General features: G+C 46.8%; 12 protein-coding genes. All 12 read left to right on the top strand.

Annotated elements, in window-relative coordinates; translation table 11 throughout:
* The first annotated feature begins 12 nt into the window (after positions 1 to 12).
* Entirely contained in the window at positions 13 to 1,053 is a 1,041-nt protein-coding gene (locus ACM6JA_RS08035) for an aspartate-semialdehyde dehydrogenase (protein WP_414851890.1), read from the top strand.
* 11 nt (positions 1,054 to 1,064) lie between these two features.
* Positions 1,065 to 2,291 carry an aspartate kinase gene (dapG, locus tag ACM6JA_RS08030; protein ID WP_414851889.1) on the top strand — a complete coding sequence of 409 codons (1,227 nt, stop codon included), beginning with the start codon at positions 1,065 to 1,067 and terminating at the stop codon, positions 2,289 to 2,291.
* A gap of 55 nt (positions 2,292 to 2,346) precedes the next feature.
* Positions 2,347 to 3,213, top strand: coding sequence for a 4-hydroxy-tetrahydrodipicolinate synthase (gene dapA / locus ACM6JA_RS08025; protein WP_414851888.1), 867 nt, complete (start codon positions 2,347 to 2,349; stop codon positions 3,211 to 3,213).
* Between the two features lie 145 nt (positions 3,214 to 3,358).
* Entirely contained in the window at positions 3,359 to 5,035 is a 1,677-nt protein-coding gene (locus ACM6JA_RS08020; protein WP_414851887.1) for a ribonuclease J, read from the top strand.
* A gap of 123 nt (positions 5,036 to 5,158) precedes the next feature.
* Entirely contained in the window at positions 5,159 to 5,983 is an 825-nt protein-coding gene (locus ACM6JA_RS08015) for a ClpP family protease (RefSeq protein ID WP_414851886.1), read from the top strand.
* Positions 5,980 to 6,210 carry a YlzJ-like family protein gene (locus tag ACM6JA_RS08010; RefSeq protein ID WP_414851885.1) on the top strand — a complete coding sequence of 77 codons (231 nt, stop codon included), beginning with the start codon at positions 5,980 to 5,982 and terminating at the stop codon, positions 6,208 to 6,210. Before ACM6JA_RS08015 ends, ACM6JA_RS08010 begins: the two co-directional genes overlap by 4 nt.
* A gap of 222 nt (positions 6,211 to 6,432) precedes the next feature.
* Positions 6,433 to 8,811: a DNA translocase FtsK gene (locus ACM6JA_RS08005; protein ID WP_414851884.1), complete on the top strand. Its 2,379-nt coding sequence runs from the start codon at positions 6,433 to 6,435 to the stop codon at positions 8,809 to 8,811.
* Between the two features lie 239 nt (positions 8,812 to 9,050).
* Positions 9,051 to 9,776, top strand: a complete 726-nt coding sequence (locus ACM6JA_RS08000) for a GntR family transcriptional regulator (protein ID WP_017249274.1) — start codon at positions 9,051 to 9,053, stop codon at positions 9,774 to 9,776.
* Positions 9,777 to 9,833: 57 nt separating this feature from the next.
* The gene (locus tag ACM6JA_RS07995; protein ID WP_414851883.1) at positions 9,834 to 10,880 is read left to right on the top strand and encodes a BMP family ABC transporter substrate-binding protein; all 1,047 of its coding nucleotides are present in this window, start codon (positions 9,834 to 9,836) and stop codon (positions 10,878 to 10,880) included.
* A 93-nt stretch (positions 10,881 to 10,973) separates the two neighbouring features.
* The gene (locus tag ACM6JA_RS07990) at positions 10,974 to 12,515 is read left to right on the top strand and encodes an ABC transporter ATP-binding protein (protein ID WP_414851882.1); all 1,542 of its coding nucleotides are present in this window, start codon (positions 10,974 to 10,976) and stop codon (positions 12,513 to 12,515) included.
* Positions 12,508 to 13,581, top strand: a complete 1,074-nt coding sequence (locus ACM6JA_RS07985; RefSeq protein ID WP_007719198.1) for an ABC transporter permease — start codon at positions 12,508 to 12,510, stop codon at positions 13,579 to 13,581. Before ACM6JA_RS07990 ends, ACM6JA_RS07985 begins: the two co-directional genes overlap by 8 nt.
* Complete coding sequence (locus ACM6JA_RS07980; RefSeq protein ID WP_173617461.1) at positions 13,581 to 14,540, top strand: ABC transporter permease; 960 nt, start codon at positions 13,581 to 13,583, stop codon at positions 14,538 to 14,540. The genes ACM6JA_RS07985 and ACM6JA_RS07980 overlap by 1 nt, the downstream gene beginning before the upstream one ends.
* Positions 14,541 to 14,605 lie beyond the last annotated feature (65 nt).

The following is a 14,605-nucleotide window of genomic DNA, read 5'->3' as shown; positions in this document are numbered from 1 at the left end:
GGAGAGTAAGAGATGGCAAACCAACTGACTTTCAATGTTGCTGTAGTCGGTGCGACTGGTGCAGTCGGACAGCAGATGATTCAACTATTAGAAAAGCGCAACTTCCCAATCAAACAGCTTAAGCTGCTTGCTTCTGGACGTTCTGCAGGAAAAACAGTCACCTTCAAGGGGCAAGAAATTGTACTGGAAGAGGCGACTCCAGACAGTTTTGCAGGGGTTGATTTTGCCTTGTTTAGTGCTGGCGGATCGGTCAGCAAGGAACTGGCTCATCACGCAGTGCGTCATGGTGCAGTTGTCATTGACAATACCAGCGCATTCCGGATGGACCCGGATGTTCCTCTCGTTGTGCCAGAAGTAAACATGGATGCTGCGCTCGCTCATAATGGAATCATTGCGAATCCGAATTGCTCTACGATTCAGATGGTTGCCGCTCTAAAACCCCTGTATGATCGTTTTGGTATAGACCGAATCATCGTTTCTACTTATCAGGCAGTATCTGGTGCAGGTCAATCTGCGATCAATGAATTGCTCGACCAAAGTCGAGACATTTTGGATGGTAAAGAACCGCAGTGTAACGTACTTCCCGTAGGCAAATTGCCTGTACATCATCAGATTGCGTACAACGCGATTCCGCAGATTGATGTGTTCACCGACAATGGTTTTACTTATGAAGAAATGAAAATGATCAGTGAGACCAAAAAAATCTTCGGTGATGACACTGTACTTGTTTCAGCTACTTGCGTACGTATTCCAGTGGTCTACGGCCATAGCGAGTCGGTATATGTAGAGCTGAAACAGGATTACGATCTGGCAGAAGTAAAGGCCCTGCTGAAAAACGCTCCTGGTATCGTGTTAGTAGATGTGCCGGAGGAACAGCAGTATCCACTCGCTACTGATGCAACAGGCAAATTGGAAGTATTCGTGGGCCGGGTGCGTCGTGATCTCCATCATCCTCGTGGACTGCATATGTGGATCGTTTCTGACAATCTTCTCAAGGGTGCAGCATGGAATACAGTACAAATCGCTGAAGAACTCATAAAAGCAAGAGTATAGGGGAGAGGTTAGTGAAGATTCTCGTCCAGAAGTTCGGTGGTTCTTCCTTGACGACGGAGGATTGCCGGATGCGGGCAATCTACCATATGGAAAAAGCAATTGATGAGGGCTATGCCCTCGTCGTTGTCGTATCAGCGATGGGTCGCAAAGGTGATCCATACGCAACTGATACACTCTTGCAGTTGGTTCGTGGTAATGGGAACCAACTGCCAAGTCGAGAAACGGATATGCTGATGCATACCGGAGAAATCATCTCTGCAACAGTCATGTGCAGCATGCTGAATGCACGAGGAATTAAAGCAAAGATTTTGACAGGCGGTCAGGCAAATATTGTGACGAGCGACGACTTTACGAATGCACAAATCATGTCGATCGATCCAAGTCGTATTTTGCAGGACTTGCAGGAAAGTCAAGTTGTAATCGTTCCAGGATTTCAGGGACGTACAGCCGAGTGGGAAATTACGACACTGGGGCGGGGCGGAAGCGATACGACTGCAACCGCTCTCGGTGTCGCCTTGAAGGCTGAAACGGTGGATATTTTCACCGACGTGGAAGGCATCATGACGGCAGACCCGCGTATCGTCGAAGAAGCGCAGCGGCTCGGTATGGTGACCTACACGGAGATTTGCAACATGGCTCACCTGGGTGCAAAAGTTATTCATCCTAGAGCGGTGGAGATCGCGATGCACGCAAACGTGCCGATTCGTGTTCGCTCTACGTTTTCGGACGACCCCGGTACACTCGTTACGACAATGCTGGAGATCGGGAAAATGGGCTACACTGTACACGACAGAGTCGTCATGGGAATTGCTCATGTACCGAACATTACCCAGATCAAGGTCGCGAACAAAGAAGGGTCTTACGATACACAGCTACAAGTCTTCAAAACGATGGCAACCAATAACATCAGTGTAGATTTCATCAATGTGAACCCAATGGGTGTTGCTTACACGGTCCATGATGAAATGGGAGAAAAAGCTGCTCGTCTGTTAACGGAAATGGGATACGAGCCGCAGCTTTTGCCACATTGCGCAAAAGTGTCCGTGATTGGTGCAGGGATGACGGGCGTGCCGGGCGTGATGGCGCGGATCGTGGAGGCACTTACGCAAGAAGACATTCAAATTCTTCAATCGGCAGACTCCCATACAACCATCTGGGTACTCGTGCATGAAATGGATATGGTGAAGGCTGTTCGTGCGCTGCATCAGCAGTTCAACCTGCATGTTCAACATATGTAAGAGCATATCCTGACTTTAATACCTACTGATCACGATAAGAGGAGTTGGAATGGTAGTGGCACGTTTTGGTCGACTGGTTACCGCTATGGTAACGCCTTTTAATGAGCAGCTAAAGGTCGATTACGATAAAACAGAGCGACTGATTGACCATTTGATTGCAAATGGTACAACTGGAATCGTACTTAGTGGTACCACGGGTGAATCACCGACTTTATCCCGTACGGAGAAGCTCGATCTTTTCCGTCATGTGGTTTCCTACGCAAAAGGAAGATGCCACATCATTGCAGGAACAGGCAGTAATGATACAGCATCAAGCATTGAGTTTACCCAAGCTGTACAGTCCATTGGAGTAGACGCTGTCATGGTGGTTGCTCCTTATTACAGCAAGCCATCACAGGAAGGGCTTTACGCACACTTCAAGGCATTATCGGAAGCGACCGAGCTACCCGTGATGCTATATAATGTGCCAGGAAGATCCGTTGTCAATATGACTGCTGAAACGACACTTCGTTTGGCGGAGCTGCCTAATGTAGTCTGCATCAAGGAAGCCTCCGGCAATTTGTCGCAGATGTCGCAAATCATTGAACATGCTCCGGAAGGCTTTGAGCTGTACAGTGGTGATGATGGCTTAACCTTGCCGATCCTGTCTATCGGGGGAGTGGGCATTGTCAGTGTGGCGAGTCACGTAGCTGGTCGCCCAATGACAGACATGATGGACGCCTTTTTTGCCGGTAACTTTACGGAGGCAGCAAGACTCCATCGCAAGCTGTTGCCGATTTTTGAAGGCCTGTTTGCCTACCCGAGCCCAGGACCGACCAAGGTCGCTTTAGAAAAGCTCGGCGTTCAAGTTGGGGGCGTTCGACTGCCTTTAGTCGAGCTGAACGAACAAGAAAAAGCATTTGTGTATTCCCTGCTTGTTTAACTCCATAGAAGTTCAAGAGCCATTCCTGCCCGGGATGGCTCTTTTTCCTTGTGTTCATGATTTCACTTCGGGTATAATAAGAACAAGTGATTTGGGGCGGTTTTTTTGAGTGGACATGACAACTAAATATAGGAGGTTACACGTTTTGGCAAAGTCGAATCACTCTGTTCTCGTTTTCGCCCTGGGCGGAGTCGGCGAAATTGGGAAGAATATGTACGTGGTACAAAGCGGTGACGACATCGTAGTGATTGATGCCGGATTGAAGTTCCCAGAAGAGGAAATGCTGGGGATTGATATGGTTATTCCGGATATCACCTACTTGGAGGAACATCGCGACAAGGTTCGGGGTATTATTATTACGCATGGACATGAAGACCACATCGGCGGCCTCAGCTACGTGCTGAAGCATTTGAAAGTCCCGGTTTATGCGACAAAACTTACCCTTGGTTTAATTGATGCAAAGTTAAAAGAAGCGGGCATCCTAAACGAAACAAAACGCGTATTGATCAACAGCGACTCGGAAGTCGTTCTCGGAAAGATGAAGGCGACCTTTTTCCGCGTAAACCACAGCATCCCGGATTGTGTAGGGGTATGCCTGGATACGCCAGAAGGTTACATCGTTCATACAGGAGACTTCAAGTTCGATCAAACACCTGTTAACAATCAGGTAGCTGATCTGGCAAAAATGGCGATGATCGGTGACAGAGGCGTTTTGTGCTTGCTCTCTGACAGTACAAATGCAGAACGGCCTGGATTTACCGGATCGGAACGCTCAGTGGGCAAAGCACTTATGGATGTGTTCAGCAAAGCATCTGGACGTATTGTTGTTTCTACGTTTGCATCAAATGTTCACCGCATTCAACAAGTGGTGGACGCTGCAGCACAGTTCAACCGTAAATTGACGGTTGTCGGCCGGAGCATGCAAAATGTCATTAATATCAGCAGAGACTTAGGGTACTTGTTGGTCCCTGAGGGCTTGATTGTTGAGATCGATGAAATCAACAAATTGCCTGCTGAACAAGTCGCTATTTTATCAACTGGAAGCCAAGGAGAGCCTATGTCCGCGCTCACTCGGATGGCCCGATCCGCCCATCGGAAAATTGACATCCTTCCAGGAGATACAGTTATTATTGCAGCGACTCCCATTCCAGGGAATGAAAAATACGTGGCGCGTACAATTGATCAATTATCGCGCATTGGTGCAGATGTCATTTATGGTGGCCATGGACCTAACGGAACCGTCCACGTCTCCGGTCATGGTAGCCAAGAAGAATTGCGCCTGATGCTTAACCTAATGAAGCCTAAGTACTTTATTCCTGTTCACGGTGAATATCGCATGTTGAAAACGCATGCCTTACTTGCTGAACAGGTTGGCATTCCTGAAGAAAACACGTTCTTGCTGGATAACGGCGATACAGTTGAATTCTCAGGGGGCAAGGCCCGTTACGGTGGAAAAGTCCATGCTGGCAACGTTTTGATTGACGGCTTGGGCGTTGGTGATGTAGGAAACATCGTGCTTAGAGATCGCAAATTACTGTCACAAGATGGCATACTGGTAGTTGTCGTTACACTCAGCAAACAAAATGGCACGATTTTGTCAGGTCCAGATATCATTTCTCGCGGTTTCGTCTACGTGCGTGAATCCGAAGAGTTGCTGGATGAGGCAAATCGCATAGTGACCCAAACACTTGTCAAATGCATGGAAGAAAATGTGAATGAATGGTCTTCGCTGAAAAATAACGTAAAAGAGTCATTAGGCCGTTTTCTGTACGAGCAAACGCGCAGACGTCCAATGATCTTGCCGATTATCATGGAAGTGTAGGATCACTTGATAAAGAGCTGGAAACCCTTTTGAAGAAGGGTTTCTGGCTTTTTTTGGCTTTGAGGGCGCATGATTTTTCTTCCCCTTATCCATACTACAGAGGAAAGTGAGGGAGGATCATCCATGCCGAATCAACAATTTAACGATTTTTTAAATAGGCCGCCGTTTGCAAACACAGAGGTAAAAAGTAAGGAATCCCAGCCACAATCACCAACTGATGATCAGGAGCCTGCTGCTTCGCCGCCATCTGAAGCACCTGCACAAGAAGATCCGAAGAAAAAACTGCTCGATTCCATTACGCAATTGGGTCAGACAAACGTCCCACAGCTCGAAAGCAATATTTATTGTATGACCATTATCGGACAAGTAGAAGGGCATATTCAGCTTCCTCCTCAAAATAAGACGACCAAATACGAGCACCTCATCCCTCAATTGGTTGCGGCAGAACAAAACAGCAAAATAGAGGGCGTGCTCGTTATTTTGAATACGGTTGGTGGGGATGTGGAAGCGGGCTTGGCGATTGCAGAAATGGTATCGTCCTTATCCAAACCGGTAGTCACACTCGTACTCGGCGGTGGTCATAGTATTGGTGTGCCAATCGCTGTAGCTGGTTCGTACTCGTTTATTGCAGAAACCGCTACAATGACGATCCACCCGATCCGCTTGACGGGTCTTGTGATTGGTGTGCCACAAACGTTTGAGTACTTGGATAAAATGCAAGATCGTGTAGTTAGCTTCATTTCCCGACACTCCAATGTCACAGAAGAAAAGTTCCGTGAGCTCATGACCCGAACCGGTGAATTGACACGAGATATCGGAACCAATGTGATTGGCGTGGATGCGGTTAAATACGGTTTGATTGATGAAGTCGGCGGCCTTGGTAGTGCGCTGAAAAAGCTGAACGAACTGATCAAAGCGCAAAAGGGCGAGGAGAGTGTACTCCAATGATCTTATACTCCATCATTCCGATGGAAACGGTTTTTGAGAACATGGAGCAAGTGGAGAAACAAGAGCTGAAAGAGATCGCGGTGGGTCATGCCACGATGCTCATTGAGCAAACCGGACCGTTTGAAGGAAAAATCGTCAGGCTGATTAGTCCAGATCCGCAAGACTACCTGAAGGAGCAGTACGCACCCGGAAAAAAAATTCAGTTTCATCCTGAGTGGCTCGCCTAAGAAGTCCTGTATTTCTATGAATTTCCTGTGTTATACTAGTGATGTACGAACAGCAGCCGAACACGCGACGGCTGCCTTTTTTAACGAATAGGAATTTATAAAATAAATTCCGGAGCGCTTGGAAACTTTCCGCTAAAACGCGGTCGCTCTACGTTGAAAAGGCCTCGATAGAGGTTTTCTTACCATTACGGTACATAACGAGTGTAATAACGAGGAGGAGGCGTGCCATTGAGTAGGAGAAAAAAAGAGCGTTCACAAGCGGCATTGGCCTCAGTTGTCAAAATAGAGCTGCTGGGACTTCTCATCATCGTGCTGTCCTTGATCGGGCTTTTGGAGAGTGGATGGCTGGGCAAAAATGTACTGGCGCTACTATTTCGGTTTATTGCGGGTTCATGGGATTTCATTATTCCTGTTCTTCTAATCGGTATGGCCATACATATGATGTTTACGAGAAAGTCACCGAAGCTTACTTACCGCGTCTTAGGGATAGCTCTCATTGGTGTGGCGATTTTGACCTGGGATCACATGATTCTATACAAACAAATTACCGCAGATGGAAAATTTGCAGAGCAAAGCATCATTAAGGTTACATGGGACAGAATTTGGCTCGATCATGGTCAGAAAGTGTCCACCACCGGAGTAGGCGGAGGAATGATCGGTGCCCTGTTTTTTGCCATAACCAATGGTCTTGTTGGAACAATTGGTACTGGTCTCGTGATTGTTTTCCTTTTCCTTGTGGGACTGATGTTTCTGTTCAATCTTTCTTATGTAAACATTTTGATGTTTGCCAAGGACAAGCTCGCTATGTTTTACGGAAAGGCGAAAGATACAGTGAAGGACTCTGTACAGCTTTTGCAGGAAGAGAACGAGAAGCGAAAGAAAGATGCAAAGGAAGCCGAAGAGGCTCGCAAGCAGAAGCAATCGGAGGCAGAGAACGAGGCCATCGCAGTTACTGCGTTGAAAGAGCAAAAATCTCATCCACAGCCTGCTATTCAGGAGGAAGAAGTCCAGAAACCAAACGCCCCGTTAATACGTGATTTTACGGATCGCATTGCATTGGATGAGGATGAGGAAAAGGTTGATCCTAGTCATCAAGCGAGAGCTGCACAACCGAAAATGAATCAGGAAATTACGTTTGCGCTCGAAGGAGAAGAAGAAATCTTCGGTACACTAGATACTAAAGAAGAACAGAACACTATACCGTATGAGCTCCCAAGTTTGCAAATGCTCGCAAGGCCAAAAGCGAGTTCAACAGGTAAAGACGTCGATCATACCTCAAATGCGGCAAAATTAGTGCAGACACTGAAGAGCTTTGGTGTCAATGCAACGGTTTCCGAAGTACATCGCGGACCAGCTGTTACACGCTATGAAGTTCAGCCTGCTACAGGAGTAAAAGTAAGCAGGATTGTCAGCTTGACGGATGACCTTGCTTTGGCATTGGCGGCAAAAGATATCCGGATTGAGGCACCAATCCCAGGAAAATCAGCCATCGGCATCGAGGTTCCGAACTCGGAGGTAGCGGTCGTATCACTACGAGAAGTGTTGGAAGCTCCCGAGTATCAAGATGCGTCAGGGAAGCTCACCGTTGCTCTTGGCCGGGATATTTCCGGAGAGCCGATCGTAGCAGATCTGACCAAAATGCCCCATTTGCTCGTAGCGGGTGCGACGGGAAGCGGAAAATCAGTATGCATTAACGGATTGATCATGAGTATTTTGTTCAAGGCCAAACCAGAAGAAGTCAAGCTGATGATGGTTGACCCGAAAATGGTGGAACTGAATGTGTACAACGGAATTCCACATTTGTTGGCTCCTGTTGTTACTGATCCGAGAAGAGCTTCTGTTGCATTGAAAAAGGTCGTGTCCGAGATGGAGCGGCGTTATAATTTGTTTGCCAAAACAGGGAGCCGCAATATAGAAATGTACAATGCGCAAGTGGAAGGGACGCCACTTCCCTATATTGTCGTCATCGTCGATGAGCTTGCGGACTTGATGATGGTAGCGCCGGGAGAAGTGGAGGATGCGATTTGTCGACTTGCGCAAATGGCTCGTGCTTCCGGGATTCATCTCATCATCGCGACACAGCGTCCTTCCGTAGATGTTATTACGGGTGTGATCAAGGCAAATATCCCTTCCCGCATTGCCTTTGGGGTATCTTCGATGGCTGACTCCAGAACGATTCTGGATATGGGAGGAGCAGAAAAGCTTCTCGGAAGAGGGGACATGCTTTCGCTTCCAATGGGGGCATCCAAGCCGACTCGTGTTCAAGGAGCCTTTGTATCTGACAAGGAAGTAGAAGAGGTCGTTCGTTTTGTGAAAGAACAGCAAGAAGTTCGCTACAATGAAGAAATGATCCCCGGTGACGTGCAGGAGGAACAGCAGCCAGTCGTGGATGATGAACTGTACGATCAAGCTGTTCAAATCGTTTCAGAAGCCCAAACGGCATCGGCATCCTTGTTGCAGCGTCGTCTCCGTGTCGGTTATACGCGAGCGGCACGATTAATTGATATGATGGAAGCCCAAGGAATAGTCGGTCCTTATGAGGGAAGCAAGCCTCGGGAGGTTCGTCTGCCACGTCCGTCCATAGAAAGTAATATTTCATAGAGAGAGACCTTGCCACCTTTTGTATCGGCAGGGTCTTTTTTTCTATTTTAGTAGAAAAATCCCTGTCGAAATTAATCATTTTGCATTATTATTCATAAATATTTGGCTTGCATGATACTCGCCCCTCATGTAAACTTTTTAAGAGATTGACGGAAATTGTTGTTATTAAGTCTCATACGAATCAGAGGTCTGACGTCCTACCTGTTGGGATGGCTGAAGGACAGCAGGAGTGAATGATGATGAGCATCAAAGGGAATGTTCGATCACTGTTTCTCTTGGTAATGGACAAGATCAAGAGTGATATCGAAACCGGACTTCTTCGTCCTGGTGAACGCCTCCCTTCTGAAGCCGAACTATCCAAACAGCTTGGTGTAAGTAGGGCGACGCTTCGCGAGGCACTCCGACTTCTTGAGGAAGAGAAGATTGTCATTCGTAGACACGGTGTAGGTACCTTTATTAATTCAAAGCCTGTTTTTTCAGGCGGGATTGGGGAACTCTTTAGTGTGACGGATGCAATCGAGCGTCAAGGATATACGGCAGGAACCTTGATCCTGAAAACATCCTTTGGCGAATCTGCTGAAGAAGAGAGGAAGCGGCTGGCCTTAAATCCGGGTGAAGGCGTTCTCATAGTAGAGCGAATTCGAACGGCTGACGGTGAGCCTGTGGTTTATTGTGTGGACCGCATTCCTGCACATCTGGTGCCCGGGGGCTATGCGGCAAGTGGAGAGTCTATCTTCAAATGGCTGGAGAGCGTAACAGGGGTAAGGATCGCATACGCAGTAGCCGATATTGAACCCATGGGCTACAATGAAAAGGTTTCCAACCTGCTGCATTGCGATAAATCTGCTCCCATGCTCTTGCTCAAACAGATTCATTACGACGAAAGTGAAAAGCCAGTGCTATACTCCCATAATTACTTCAGGGCTGACAAAATTCACTTTCATGTCGTACGGAGACGGTTGTAACTGTGGGGGCGACCTCACTCAACAATTTCATCAACTAAAAACAGGGGGTAATCTCAGATGAAGAAAGTTCTATCCGTGCTTTCTGTGGCAACACTCAGCCTGTCGCTCGTTCTCGCTGGGTGCGGAAGCAAACCAGAAGCACAGCCTCAAGGCCAAACTGGTAGCAATGGAGGCGCTCCAGCCGCTAAAGCTATCAAAGTAGGTATGGTTACAGATGTTGGCGGTGTAAACGACAACTCCTTTAACCAGAGTGCTTGGGAAGGGCTGCAAAAACTCCAAACCGATTTGAATCTCCCGAAAGAAAACGTAAACTATCTGCAATCAAAATCAGATGCTGACTATGTACCAAACCTGACTCAATTCGTAAAAGACGGTTGGGATCTGACTTGGGGTATCGGCTTCCTGATGGGTGACCACCTGAAAAAAGTAGCAGATGAAAACAAAGACGCAAAATTGGCGATCATTGACGCTGAAGTTGATGCTCCTAACGTAGCATCTGTACTCTTTAAAGAGCATGAAGGCTCCTTCCTCGCTGGGGTAGTTGCAGCGAAAATGACCAAAACGAAAAAGGTTGGATTCGTGGGTGGCGTTGACATCCCAGTAATCAAACGTTTTGATCTTGGTTTCGAAGCGGGTGTAAAAGCTGTTGATCCAAGCATTCAAGTAGTTAAAGTTTACACGGGTGCTTTTGATAAACCAGACATGGGTAAATCTACGGCTTCCTCCATGTACGGTCAAGGTGTGGACATCATCTTCCACGCTTCCGGCGGTACAGGCGACGGTGTGTTCAACGAAGCAAAAGACCGTAAAGCTAAAGGCGAGAACGTATGGGTAATCGGTGTTGACAAAGACCAATCCCTGACTTTCGGCGACGAGATCACATTGACTTCCATGGTAAAACGTGTTGACGAAGCAGTTATTCGTGTAGCGAAAGACCTGTCTGAGGATAAATTCAAAGGCGGAGTACAATGGCTCGGACTGGCTGAAAACGGTGTAGGTCTGGCTGACACTTCCACGAAAAACGTTCCTGAAGACGTACTGAAGCTGGTTGAAGAATACAAGCAAAAAATCGTTAAAGGCGAAATCACAGTTCCTGACAAGTAAAAACTAAGGAAGCTGCAAACGGACAAGGCTGGTTCGAGCTACTGGCCTTGTCCTTTACCTTCACAATAGACCCGAAAAATGGGGTGAGCATGCATGAACTCGGTAAAAAAAGTGGTTGAAATGAGAGGGATCACAAAACGGTTCCCAGGCATTGTTGCGAATGACAGTATTACACTGTCCGTAGGTAAAGGTGAAATTCATGCGCTACTCGGAGAGAATGGCGCGGGTAAGTCCACACTCATGAATATCTTGTTCGGTCTATATCAGCCGGATGAAGGCGAAATTCTGATTAACGAGAAAGTTGTACAGATCACCAGTCCAAGGATTGCAAACGAACTTGGTATCGGAATGGTTCACCAACATTTTATGCTTGTAGAAACATTTACAGTCACGGAAAACATTGTGCTAGGAAATGAACCGAAAAACGGGTTGAAGATAGATATTCAAAGCGCTGAGAAAGCGGTAGAAAAACTGTCGAATCAATACGGGCTCAAAGTTGATCCGAGAGCAAAGATTCAGGATATCTCAGTAGGGATGCAGCAGCGCGTAGAGATTTTGAAAACGCTTTATCGCGGTGCGGACATCTTGATTTTTGATGAACCTACGGCTGTATTGACGCCGCAGGAAATCCATGAACTTATCGAGATTATGCATAACTTGGTAAAAGAAGGAAAGACGATTATTCTGATCACACACAAGCTGAAAGAAATTATGGCTGTATGTGATGCGGTTACGATCATTCGTCGAGGAAAAGTCATTGACTCCGTATTGGTAAAAGATACGAATCCAGACGACCTGGCTGCAAAAATGGTTGGTCGTGAAGTGAACTTCCGCGTGGATAAAACGGAAGCAAAACCAAAAGAAACGATATTGGCTGTAGAGAAATTGACTGCGATGGGTAACCGAGGTGTGAATGCACTGAACAATCTCAGTTTAGAGGTTCGCGCCGGTGAAATTCTCGGAATTGCTGGAGTCGACGGAAACGGTCAAAGTGAACTGATTGAAGTATTAACTGGCTTGCGTAAAGCAACAAGTGGGCGTGTCCTTCTTAATGGCAAAGAAATTACGAATCAAAGTCCGCGCAACATCTCGGAATCAGGATTGTCTCATATTCCTGAAGACCGACATAAGCGTGGATTGGTTCTTGATTTCACCATGAGTGAAAATATGGTATTGGAAACGTACTTCCATCCAACGTTTTGCAAAGGCGGTTTTCTTGATTATGGCGCCATTGACAAGCATGCGGCCAAGCTTATCGAAGAATTCGACGTTCGGACTCCGAGTATTTACACGCCAGCACGAGCGCTTTCGGGAGGAAATCAACAGAAGGCAATTATTGCCCGCGAAGTGGACAAGAACCCGGATCTGCTGATTGCGGCTCAACCTACTCGTGGCTTGGACGTAGGTGCTATCGAATTCATTCATCGCAGACTGATTGATCAACGCGATCAAGGAAAAGCGGTTCTCTTGCTTTCCTTAGAATTGGATGAGGTCATCAATGTGTCCGACCGGATTGCAGTTATTTATGAGGGAGCTATTGTGGGGATTGTCGATGCAAAATCGACAACGGAGCAAGAGCTCGGCTTGATGATGTCCGGCGGAAAAGTAATGCAAGGAGGGGGAAACGATGAATAGAATTATTGCGGTCTTCACGAAAGAATCGTTTCTCGTTCCTGCCGTTGCGATCATTCTTGGTCTTTTGACTGGAGCAATCGCAATGCTGGCAGGTGGATTTAATCCAATCGATGCCTATATGGCTTTGATTAAAAAAGTATTTGGAAGCGCGTATAACTTTGGTGAAACGATTCGTCAAATTACGCCTTTGATCTTTACAGGTTTGGCTGTAGCGTTTGCTTTCCGTACAGGTCTCTTTAACATCGGGGCAGAAGGTCAATTTATCGTAGGGATGATTGCTTCTACTGTCGTAGGTGTTTCTTTTGACCTTCCAGCTATCATTCATGCTCCACTTGCTATCCTTGCAGGTGCTGTAGCAGGTGGTTTGTGGGGTGCTATTGCCGGTTATTTGAAAGCAGCCCGTGGTGTCAATGAGGTTATTACCAGCATCATGTTGAACTGGGTAGCTCTTTACTTTGCAAACTGGGTCATGAATGCTTTCTTTATTCCTGCAGGAAAACAAACATCTGAAGAGGTAAAGGATTCTGCGATCATTACTATTGGATGGCTCGCTGAAATGTTTGATAATGCTCGTTTGCACTGGGGTACACTGATTGCCGTACTCGCAGCTATTTTCTTCTATATCATCCTTTGGAAAACAAAATCTGGTTTTGAATTGCGTTCTGTTGGTTTGAACCCGCATGCTTCTGAGTATGCCGGTATGAACGTGAATCGTAATGTTGTAAAGGCTATGTTCATTGGTGGTATGTTTGCAGGGATTGGTGGAGCTACTGAGATTTTGGGCGTATTCCACTATCAAGCGATTATGACGCAGCATACGGGCTATGGCTTTGATGGAATCGCGGTAGCATTGATTGGCGGAAATTCACCATTTGGGGTTATCCTTGCTGCCATATTGTTTGGGGTGCTCACATTTGGTGCGAGCGGCATGCAGTTTAGTGCGGGTGTACCGTTTGAGTTGATTCGTGTCGTGATTGCTTCTGTTATTTTCTTCGTTGCTGCACATGGCATCGTGAAAATTTTCGTTAAGCCGATCTTGATGAAGAAAAAGGAAGGTGGAAACTGATGGATTGGGGATTAATTCTTAGCAACCTCGTTCATGATACCATCGTGTTTTCCACTGCCTTGATTTTTGCCGCATTGGGTGGACTGTACTCTGAGCGTTCTGGTGTCGTGAACATTGCGCTAGAAGGTATGATGATTATCGGTGCTTTTACCGGTGCCGTAATGACCTATGCTTTCCAAGATTCACTGGGTGCTTGGGCACCGTGGGTTGGGTTTATTGCAGCAGGGATTGCCGGTTCTATTTTTGCACTTCCGCATGCCGTTGCTTCGGTTACATTTAAAGCGGACCAGACCGTCAGTGGTGTGGCCCTGAACTTCTTGGCAGCTGGACTTTCCATCTACCTGACCAAAATTATTTTCGACGGAGCAGGTCAGACAACAACATTGAACAATGTGTTTAACAAATTCAGTATTCCTGGATTGAGTGAAATTCCGTATATCGGACATGCCATTTTTGAGGCGTATCCCACTAGCTATCTAGCTTTCATTGCCGTTTTCCTTACTTGGTATGTTGTATTTAAGACACCATTCGGATTGCGCTTGCGTTCAGTTGGTGAGCATCCGCGTGCTGCTGATACAGTAGGGATCAATGTTAAGAGAATGCGCTACACGGCTGTTATGATCAGTGGTATGCTGGCTGCATTAGGTGGAGCTACCATTTCTTTGACGACAACCAGTAACTTTTCCCATAACACGGTTTCCGGACAAGGGTTTATCGCGATTGCGGCCTTGATCTTTGGTAAATGGCATCCAATGGGTGCGATGGGAGCAGCATTGTTCTTTGGTGTCGCTCAAGCGATCAAGTCTTTGGTGCAAATCTTCGGATTGACCAATTACATTCCTACTGAATTTATCTTCATGCTTCCGTACGTACTGACGATTCTTGTGATGGCTGGTCTGGTAGGACGATCCAGTGCTCCAGCGGCCCTCGGCAAACCTTACGATACGGGATCACGTTAATCATTCGTTGACAAAATTTAGCGTCTAGAACCTGTCACTTCCCCTGTGCGATAATTTTTGTGACT

The organism is Brevibacillus sp. IT-7CA2 (genome assembly GCF_949767855.1).
GTDB lineage: Bacteria > Bacillota > Bacilli > Brevibacillales > Brevibacillaceae > Brevibacillus.
This window is presented reverse-complemented; position numbering and strand designations above follow the sequence as displayed.